11 protein-coding genes are annotated in these 9,191 nt (G+C 68.9%); all 11 read right to left on the reverse strand.

The genetic code is table 11. The annotated features are described in order from the left end of the window. Window positions 1-34: 34 nt before the first annotated feature. Entirely contained in the window at window positions 35-688 is a 654-nt protein-coding gene (locus tag ACZ4N5_RS26695) for an MBL fold metallo-hydrolase (protein ID WP_467759569.1), read from the reverse strand. A 65-nt stretch (window positions 689-753) separates the two neighbouring features. Continuing rightward, window positions 754-1,248: a flavin reductase family protein gene (locus ACZ4N5_RS26700; RefSeq protein WP_467759570.1), complete on the reverse strand. Its 495-nt coding sequence runs from the start codon at window positions 1,246-1,248 to the stop codon at window positions 754-756. Window positions 1,249-1,282: 34 nt separating this feature from the next. After that, the gene (locus ACZ4N5_RS26705; protein ID WP_467759571.1) at window positions 1,283-2,131 is read right to left on the reverse strand and encodes a hypothetical protein; all 849 of its coding nucleotides are present in this window, start codon (window positions 2,129-2,131) and stop codon (window positions 1,283-1,285) included. Then, window positions 2,131-2,745, reverse strand: coding sequence for a hypothetical protein (locus ACZ4N5_RS26710; RefSeq protein ID WP_467759572.1), 615 nt, complete (start codon window positions 2,743-2,745; stop codon window positions 2,131-2,133). Before ACZ4N5_RS26710 ends, ACZ4N5_RS26705 begins: the two co-directional genes overlap by 1 nt. Window positions 2,746-2,827: 82 nt before the next feature. Next, window positions 2,828-3,598, reverse strand: coding sequence for an AfsA-related hotdog domain-containing protein (locus tag ACZ4N5_RS26715; RefSeq protein WP_467759573.1), 771 nt, complete (start codon window positions 3,596-3,598; stop codon window positions 2,828-2,830). Beyond that, window positions 3,598-4,365 (reverse strand): SDR family oxidoreductase, encoded by a 768-nt coding sequence (locus ACZ4N5_RS26720; protein WP_467759574.1) that lies wholly within the window; start codon window positions 4,363-4,365, stop codon window positions 3,598-3,600. Before ACZ4N5_RS26720 ends, ACZ4N5_RS26715 begins: the two co-directional genes overlap by 1 nt. Then, window positions 4,366-5,076 (reverse strand): HAD family hydrolase, encoded by a 711-nt coding sequence (locus tag ACZ4N5_RS26725; protein WP_467759575.1) that lies wholly within the window; start codon window positions 5,074-5,076, stop codon window positions 4,366-4,368. Beyond that, window positions 5,073-6,467, reverse strand: a complete 1,395-nt coding sequence (locus tag ACZ4N5_RS26730) for an MFS transporter (RefSeq protein WP_467759576.1) — start codon at window positions 6,465-6,467, stop codon at window positions 5,073-5,075. The genes ACZ4N5_RS26725 and ACZ4N5_RS26730 overlap by 4 nt, the downstream gene beginning before the upstream one ends. A gap of 51 nt (window positions 6,468-6,518) precedes the next feature. After that, window positions 6,519-7,613 carry an LLM class flavin-dependent oxidoreductase gene (locus tag ACZ4N5_RS26735; protein WP_467759577.1) on the reverse strand — a complete coding sequence of 365 codons (1,095 nt, stop codon included), beginning with the start codon at window positions 7,611-7,613 and terminating at the stop codon, window positions 6,519-6,521. A gap of 53 nt (window positions 7,614-7,666) precedes the next feature. Beyond that, entirely contained in the window at window positions 7,667-7,921 is a 255-nt protein-coding gene (locus ACZ4N5_RS26740; RefSeq protein WP_356785944.1) for an acyl carrier protein, read from the reverse strand. Between the two features lie 58 nt (window positions 7,922-7,979). After that, on the reverse strand, window positions 7,980-8,999 hold the full coding sequence (locus tag ACZ4N5_RS26745) for a beta-ketoacyl-ACP synthase III (protein ID WP_467759578.1): 1,020 nt from the start codon (window positions 8,997-8,999) through the stop codon (window positions 7,980-7,982). Window positions 9,000-9,191 lie beyond the last annotated feature (192 nt).

A 9,191-nucleotide genomic window follows, 5' to 3' on the forward strand; every position in this document is an offset into this window, starting at 1 on the left:
CGCCCTCGGGTGGCTGCCGGATGCCGCTCGCGCGTCACCAGCCCCGTTCCCGCCACTGCGGCAGTGACGGCCGCTCCGCTCCGAGCGTGGTGTCCTTGCCGTGGCCCGGGTAGATCCAGGTGTTGTCCGGGAGTTCGGCGAAGATCTTCGTCTCGACGTCGTGGAGGAGGGAGGCGAAGCGCGCCGGGTCCTTCTCCGTGTTGCCGATGCCGCCGGGAAAGAGGCTGTCTCCGGTGAACAGGTGCGGATGCCCGTTCGGGTCCCGGTAGAGCAGCGCGGTGGAACCCGGCGAGTGCCCCACCAGATGGATCGCGGTGAGGGACACTGCTCCGGCCCGCACGGTGTCGCCGTCGTCGACCAGGACGTCGGCGACCGGGACACCGGGGGCGTCGTCGCGTCCCACGAGGGAGCGGGCGCCGGTCGCGGCGACCACATCGGCCAGGGCCCGGTGGTGGTCCCAGTGCTGGTGCGTGGTGAACACCGTGGCCAGGCCGCCGTCGCCGATGAGGTCGAGCAGTGTCCGTGGCTCGGCGGCCGCGTCGATCAGGAGCTGTTCTCCGGTCGCCCGGCAGCGCAGTAGGTAGACGTTGTTGTCGATCTCACCGACCGAGATCTTCGTGATCACCAGGTCGGTCGTCTCCCGGGTGTCCCCGGGGCCGCCGGCCTGGACCTCACCGGTGTAGCTCATCGTTGCTCGCGCCTTTCTACGGGATCCATATCCCGTCGGTCATAGGACTGTTGAAGACTTTCCGCTCAAGACGCCAGCCGCACGTAGCGTCCGGAGTGGAAGACCAGCGGGCCCGCCGTGGCGGTCTCCCCCGCGCCCGCAGTGGACCACTTTTCGGCCCTGGCGATCACCAGTTCGTGGTCGCCCGCCGGATGGATCTGCTCGATGGTGCAGTCGAGCCAGCCGAGCCCGTCCGACAGCAGTGGGTGCCCGGCCGGGGTGCGGACCCAGTCGCGGCCCGCGAACCGGTCCGTCCCCCGGGTGGCGAATGTCCTGCAGACCTCCTCGTGATCCTCACGCAGGATGGTCACCGCGAAGCCGCCGGCCGTGCGGATCGCCGGCCACGTCGTCGAGGTGTGCGCCGCGCACAGCGCGATCAGCGGGGGCACGAGGGACACCGAGGTGAAGGAGTTGGCCGCCATTCCGGCGGGCCCGACTTCGGTCTGCGCCGTGACCAGGACGACCCCGGTGGTGAAGCGGCCCAGCACATCTCGGAAGGAACGCTGAGTCGACACCTTCATCTCCACTTCGTACTCGCTTCCCCTCGGCGGCTTGTCAGGCGTGGGTGATGAACTCGGCGAAACTCGGTCCCCGCAGCTTGAGTTGGGCGTGCACGTCCCCGCCCAGTCCGAACCGCCCGATGGCTCCCACGTAGTTCTGCTGGTAACTCATCCACAGCAGCACGACGTTCATGATCCGGTCACCTGCCGCGCCCTCCGGGTCGGGGAACGGATTCGGCATGCGTGCGTGGTAGCTGCCGTTGCCCTTGTGGTCGGCGATCAGCACATTGGGCACACCGAGCGGGCCCGGCCTGACCGGTCCCGCGGGATCAAGGTCGCGGCGCCGCACGGACATCACGGTGTAGAGGTTGTTCGGCAGCAGCCCGGTGAACTCGCAGTGGAAGTCGGCCGACCGGCCGCCGTCCGCCAACGTGACCCGCACGTTGCCGGCCGCCTGCACCCACTGGCCGAGCGTGATCGGTTCCGTCACCTTCGGCCCGTCCTCGGGACGCAGATCCGCCAGCGGCACCTCGTGGAAGGCGTAGCTGGGGCGAACCACCGAGAAGGGATCGGGCAGTTGGTCCGGCGCGAAGACCTCGGGATAGTTCGTGCACGGCAGCGGAAGCGGCAGCGTGTGCAGGACGAGGTTCTCGTCGGCGGCCGACAGCTGGGGGCCCAGTTCGCGGACTATGCGGTAGGGGGCCTTGCCGCCCAGCTCCGGCAGGACGCTGTCCGCGGCGACGATCGCGCTGCCCCAGTGGGAGGTGGCCCCTCCGCCGGCCGCCTCACGGTTGACGTAGCCGATCACCACGAAGTTGCCGTCCGCGTCCATCACTTCGCTGGGCGGGTACAGCGGGCCCTGGGTCGTGACGCTCAGTTCGTACGAAGCTGACTCGGCACCCATCAGATGTCCTCGGTGACACGCCGGTAGAGGCGGGTGTACACGCCCTCCTCGGTGACGAAACGGGAGTGCGCGTGCCGGGCGATCTCGCCGTAGCGCTGCGACGAGAACGCGGGCAGGTACTCCTCGGGGGCGCAGGAGAACCCGGAGACGAACATGACCCCGGGTTCCGTGGACAGCAGTGAGTGGTAGGCCAGAAACGTCTCGACCTGCTCCGTCGTCCGTACGACGTCGAATATCGTGCCGTCCCGCCAGGTGAGGTACTCCTCGTACACCGGCGGCTTCACCTCGACGTGACGCAGTTGGACGTACGGGGTGTCCGGGAGCGCCAGGCCGGCCGGGGCAGGCTTCGGCGCCTCGACGAACTGCAGTACCTGGCGGCGTACGTCACCCGCCACGAGCGGAGCCAGCGCCTTGGCCTGCTGACGCCACTGCTCGTCGAGACCGGCGAGTTCGGCAAGGCCGTCGAGCGGGGTGAGTTCGAGCAGGGCCGAGGCTTCAAGGCCCCGGTAGAAGACGGAGCCCGGTGCGGTGGGCCGGTCCAGCCACGCGGCGAGTGCCTCGACGGCGTGGTCGCCGACGGGGATCTCGGTCACCAGAAGCAGCGGAGAGGACATGGGGGTCCCTTCAGGGGTCGTATACGGGGATGCACGCGAAAAGAACGGAGTCGAGGATCCGCAGGGCTTGCAGGAGCCCGAATCAGCCGGCCACGGCCAGGCCCGGCTCGCGGCGGCCGAGCACCCGCAGGGCCCGCACGGTGCTCCGGCGTTCCATCTCGGCCATGGCCGAGCTGTGGATGGCGCCGCACGCCATGCGGATGGTGGCGGAGGGCAGGCCGGCCTGCTCAATGGTGATCTGGACGTCGAAGCGGAGCTGGGCGGGGTCACTGAGATCCGCCGAGTGGACCTCGAACTCGATCGAGGCGGCCAGCGGCAACAGGAACGTCTGGAACTTGCTGTCCATGCTGTCGAGCACGAAGCTGTAGTGCTGCTCGGGCCAACGGGACAGGTAGTACCGCTCGCTCACCGCCACGAACATCTGGCGCGCGGCCTCCAGGATGACCATGCCCTGGACGTGCGCTCCCTGGTGGTCGAGGAGCAGCTCCTGGTCGTTGTGGATGCGCAGGGCCGCCCGGAAGGTGTTCTCGCCGACCCGGCTGAGGCCCGCGACCAGGACGTTGCACTCCCGGTGCTTGTGGGTCTCGCTCTGGCGGCAGAGGCAGCCCGCGTCGCTCTCCCGTATTCGCGCGCGGTCTGTGAGGCCCCGGCGGTCCAGCTCGTCACGGATCCGGTCCCAGTCGAAGGAGGTGATGCCCTGGCCTTCGATCAGGACGAGCTCCGGGTCGTCCTGGTGGCGGTTCGCGCGCAGGTCGCGGACGAAGCGGGAGACCGTGCGGGTCGCGTCGTGGGTGGCGAAGGGCCCGAAGCGGTCGCCGACTATGTAGAGGGTTGTGGGATTCTGCGCCGGCATCAGACCCACTGCCAGGCGTCGAGCTCGACGGTGGCGGCGTGCGCGCGGCGCGAGCTGGTGAGGATCGCGTAGGTGGCGTCGGCGACATCGCCGGCGGTCAGCATCAGGTCCCGCTGTTCCTGTGTGAGGTCGCCCGGCATGTTCTCGCGGAAGGCGGTGTCGACCTTGTCCAGGACGATGCCCGAGACGCGGACGCCCCAGGGCTTGGTCTCCTCGGCAAGAGCCTTGGTAAGGCCCTCGACACCCCACTTCGACACCGAGTAGGCAAGCATGGCGCCAGGCGGTGCAGTCCGCTTGCCCCAGATCGACGACATGTTGACGATGAACCCGTCGCCCACTTCCTTCATGTGCGGCAATACGGCCCGGGCCATCACGAAGTAGCCGGTCAGATTGGTGGCGAGGGTACGGTCCCAGACCTCCTGGCTCGTCGTGAGGGCGCCGCCGGGGTGGGCGACCCCCGCCACGTTCAGCAGGTAGTCGATCTTCCCGAAGCGGGTGACGGCCTCGGCGACGGCCGCCTCGACGGCCACGGCGTCGGCGACGTCATGGACGGCGGTGAGCACCTGCTCGTCCTCCCAGCCCTGGTCGGCGACTGCCTTCTTCAGGCCCTCCCAGTTGTGCGAGTGGAGGACGAGTCGGCACCCTTCGGCGCCGAGCCTGCTCGCCAGGGCGCGACCGATGCCACGGTCGGCTCCGGTGATGAGGGCCACCTTGTCCGCTAAATCCCCGGATGTGACGGGTGCCGTCTGTATGGTCTGCGTGCTCAACTAGCTTTCCTCTCTTCCTCCGTGGGCCGATGACATCACCGGCCACCCGTGCCTGCGGGCGAGCTCGCCGAGCGTCGGATCGTCTCCGACGACCGACGGCCTGCCCACAGCGCGCAACATGTCGAGATCACTGGCGTGATCCCCGTACCCGCAGCAGTGCTCGGCGGCCAGGCCGAGTTCTTGCATCGTGCGGACGACGGCGTCCGCCTTCGCCCGGCCGATCATCGGTTCGACGACCTCGCCAGTGAGGAACCCGCGCTCGTCGACGACGAGTTCACCGCACAGCACCCGGTTCACCGCCAGATCCTCGGCGAGGGGGTCGAGGCAGGCCCGGAAGGACCCGGAGACCAGCACGACAGCGTCCCCGGCCGCCCGGTGCCCGGCCAGCGCCGAGATGCCCGCCGTGACGAAGGCGTCCGGGCGTGCCCTGTAGGCGGCGTACCAGTCCCGGCCCGCCGCCCGCACGTCGGCGGCGTAGGCGCCTGTGTAGTACTGGTAGTAGGCGCGGTTGACCTCTTCGCGGGGCAGGCCGAGGGCGGACATGTCCCGCAGCACGGCGGCGTACCGCGCGTACCGGGTGCCGTCGTCGCCGGTACGGGCCAGCCAGAAGCGCAGGAACTCGAACATGGACTTGGCGGTGATCAGCGTCTCGTCGACGTCGAAGAAGGCCGCGCCCCCGCCCGCCACGCGTCCGCCGGACGACCCGGTCACGCGACGTCCGTCGCGGTCGCCGGCCTGCGCAGCACGACGAGGACGACCACCAGCGCCAGCCCCGCGGCGACCATCACGACCAGGCCGGTCGAGGCGAGCGTGGACAATGTGCCGAGCACGGCGACACCGAGGGCGACTCCCGCCTGCCGGGAGGCGGTTGCCGCGCCCTGGCCGGTCGCGGCGAGCTCCGGCGGTGCGGCCGAGGCCATGTCCGCGGTGACGGCGGGCACCACCGTCGTCCCGCCGATGGTCAGCAGGATCTCCATGGGCACCAGCGCAGCCAGTGGCGGGTGGTCACCGACGAAGCACAGCCCCAGCCCGGCGAGGACGTGGGCCCCGAGCCCCACCAGGATGACCGCCCTGGCCCCGTATCTGACGACCGAGCGCCCGGCGAGCAACGGGATGAAGCAGGCGGGCAGCGTCATGGGAAGCAGGGCGAGACCGGTCTGCAGCGGGGAGAGATCCCGTTCTCGGATCAGCCACAGGGTCAGCGCGAAGAACGAGCCGTAGAAGACGAAGCACGACATCGCTCCCGCCATCAGGTCCGCGCGGACCCGGCTGAGCGCCATCAGGCGGGGCGGCAGCACCGGAGCCTGCGCCTTCCGCTCGACGAGCAGCAGTGCCACGAACGCGAGCACGCCGACGGCCAGCGCGATCAGAGCGGTGGGCCGGTCCCAGCCCTGGCTGCCCGCGTCGATCAGGCCGAAGGTGACGGCCCCGAGCCCGAGGACGGACAGGATGAGACCCGCGTAGTCGATCCGGTTGAAGCTCGTCGACCGGTGGGCGCTGAGCCACTTCGTGGGCAGCAGCACCAGGGCGATGATCACCGGGTTGACGAGGAACACCGAGCGCCAGCCGCCGAGTTCGACGAGACCGCCGCCGATGAGCGGCCCGGCGATGAAACCGCTGGAGCTCAGCGCGCCCCAGGCGCCGATGGCCCGGGAGCGTTTGCTGGGGTCCGGGTAGAGCTTGGCGAGGAGGGCGAGCGAGGCCGGGACCAGGCCGGCCGCCGCGATACCGAGTGTCGCGCGGCCGGCGATCAGGCTGAGCGCATTGGGGGCAGCGGCGCACGCCAGGGAGAGCAGCGCGAACAGGCACAGGGCGGTGCGGTAGACCCGGCGCGGACCCCAGCGGTCGGCGACCGCTCCGGAGGCGAGGAGCAGACCGGCGAAGACGACCGTGTACGCGTCCGCCGTCCACGGCAGTTGGGACGCGGAGGCATGCAGGTCGCTGCGCACGTCGGGAAGTGCGACGTTCAGGATCGAAACGTCAAGGATGACAAGGTAGTTTCCGGCCACGAGGCTCGCGAAGAGGAGGGGGGTCCGTAGTCGCGGGACCTTGTGCCCCGCACTCTGCGCGACCTCGGCTGTATTCCTGCCGACGACGGTCATGAAGGCTCCGGTTCGGGATGGGGGAAGGGGGTGGGGGACGCTGGCCCCGGTTCAGCCCCGGCTGGCCACGATGTGCTCGATGGATTCCTCGGGACGCGCGACGGCGCCGGTCAGCTGCGGTGCGACGTAGCGGGCAAGCAGCTCCATGCTCTTGTCCGTCTTCTCCCAGGAGCACCAGTCCGGTATGTAGACCAGCAGGCTGCCGAACCCGCCGGTCCGCTCCCGCAGTCGCTGGATGCCCTCGACGACGTCCTCGGGCGAACCGACGATCGCACCGCCGGCCTCGATACGCGCCTCCAGCTCCTGGCCCTTGGGCACGCCGGGGGTGGACACATCGCGACCCGCCGCGCGGCCGAAGAAGTCGAAGAGCCAGCGATCGAAGCCCTCGCGGACATCGGCGAACGCCTGTTCCCTGGTCTCCGCCACATGAAGCGGCAGGGCCACCCGCCAGTTGTCCCGATTCATGGTGTGGCCGTACTGCTCGGCGGCCTCCTCGGCGTAACTCCACTGCCGGGCGAGGTCGATGGTCTTGGGTGCGCCCGGCTGGCTGAGCGCGAAGGAGACCAGGCTGGTGCCGTGCTGTCCGGCCAGGAGCGGGCTGGTGGGTGAGGTGCCGCCGCTGGCGATGGCCACCTCCAGGCCGCCTGGGGTGTAACGGGGCAGCTGGAGCTTGGCGTCGCGCAGCCCGTACCAGTCGGTCTTCTCGGTGATCCGTGCTTCGCCGTTGACCAGCTCGATCACCGCCGGCAGCGCTTCGGCGAGCCGGGTGCGCTGCTCGCTCGCCTCGATGCCGAGCATCTGCGCGTCCGGGAAGATGCCGGGACCCACGCCGAGGATGTAGCGGCCGCGGGTGAGGTGGTCCAAGTGCACGGCACGCGAGGCCACATGGAAGGGGTGGTGCCAGGGAAGCGGCACGACCCCGTTCGCCAGCTTGATCTGCCGGGTCCGCTGGGAGGCTGCGGCGATCATCGTTTCCGGGGCGCCGACGAGCCCCCAGCCGAGCGTGTGGTGCTCGCCGAACCACGCCTCGTCGAAGTTGAGCGCATCGACCCTCTCCACCAGGTCGAGCTGGCGGCGCAGGACCAGGTGCGGGTCCTGGCCGGGCTCGTTCACGGGGGACAGGAATATTCCGATACGGCTGTGCATGGCGTTCCTCCAGGAGAGAACGGAAGAAATTCGTCTGGGTGGGAAAGGCCGGATCAGGCGGTGGGGGCCTCGACACTGCCGCGGGATTCCATCAGCACGACGACACCGGTCGCGCTGCCGGCCTCGACCAGCTCGTCCTCAGCTATTTTGATGCCGTACTTCCGCTCGATGAGAACGGAAAGCTCCAGCATGATGAGCGAGTCGAGTTCCATCTCGCTGAACGGCGTGGAGGGGGTGACTTCCTGATCCAGATCGAAGTTGTCGGTGAGGATTTTCACGATGTTCTCGGCAACACCTTGGGAGTTCATGAATCCCCTTCAGAGGGCAGGGTGCGTACGGGAGAGAAAGCCGCAGGAATCAGGCGGCTCAGATGTCCGTGGAGATTTCCATCACGTCGAGTTCGGGCCACCGCATCGCGGTCGAAGCCCAGCTGAGGCCACCGCCGAACGCGGTCATCAGCACGCGGTCACCGGCCTTGATCTGCCCGCTCTTGGCCGCGTCGGTCAACGCCAGCGGAATGGAGGCAGCCGATGTGTTGCCCGCCTTGTCGAGGTGCACCAGCATGCGGGACCGATCGACTCCGAGCACGTCCGCGACTGTGTGCAGAATCCGGATGTTCGCCTGGTGCGCGGCACACCAGTCGACGTCCGCCGCCCCCCAGCCGATCCGCTTGAGCAGTTGCTCCGACGAAGCCGCCATCCTGTCGACGGCGTGCGTGAACATCTCCTTGCCCTGCATGGTCATATACGCGTCCTCGGGGTTCGGCGGTCGCCCGCTTCCCCGCTCACGCGAACCGCCCCCGGCCACTTGGGCCAACTCGTGGCCGACCCCGTCGCTGCCCAGGTCGAAGCCGAGCAGTGCGCCGGGTTCGTCGCTGTTCCCCGCGCGCAGCACCGCGGCGCCCGCGCCGTCACCGAAGATGATGGTGGTGGAGCGGTCCTGCGGGTTGAGTCGCGTGGACCAGACGTCCGCCCCGATGACGAGGACCCGTTCCGCGACACCGGCTGCGATCGCACCGGCGGCAGCGGACAGAGCGTAGAGAAATCCGGAGCAGGCTGCCGATACGTCGTATGCGGCGACGTTTCCGAGTCCGAGTGCGGTCGCGACTTCGGGTGCCGTGCCGGGCATGGGCTGGTTTCCGGTGCTGGTCGCGAGGATCACCAGATCCGCGGAATCGACCCCGGCGGATTTCAGAGCCCGCGCTCCGGCGGCGGTCGCGAGATCACCGGTGTTGGTTCCGGTATCGGTCCAGTGCCGGGTCCGAATGCCGGTCCTGGTACGTATCCACGCGTCGTTGGTATCCAGTGTCTCGGCAAGTTCGTCATTCGACACCGAACGCGACGGAAGGGCCGCTCCAATTCCTGCCAAGACCGCTGCGCGTATCAATTTTCCCCCATGGCGGTGATTTCACTGATTACTTTATCCGGCGGGAGTCCCGTCAGGAAGCTTGTACATGCCTTGCGCATGCACAAGGGATTTCCGGTTACGCCTCTTCGTCGCTCACCCACGACATGAGCTTGCGCAGCTCCTTGCCGGTGGTCTCCAGGAGGTGGTTCTCGTCCTGGGTCTTGTACTCGT

The sequence above is a fragment of the Streptomyces sp. NPDC026500 genome, from assembly GCF_055567635.1.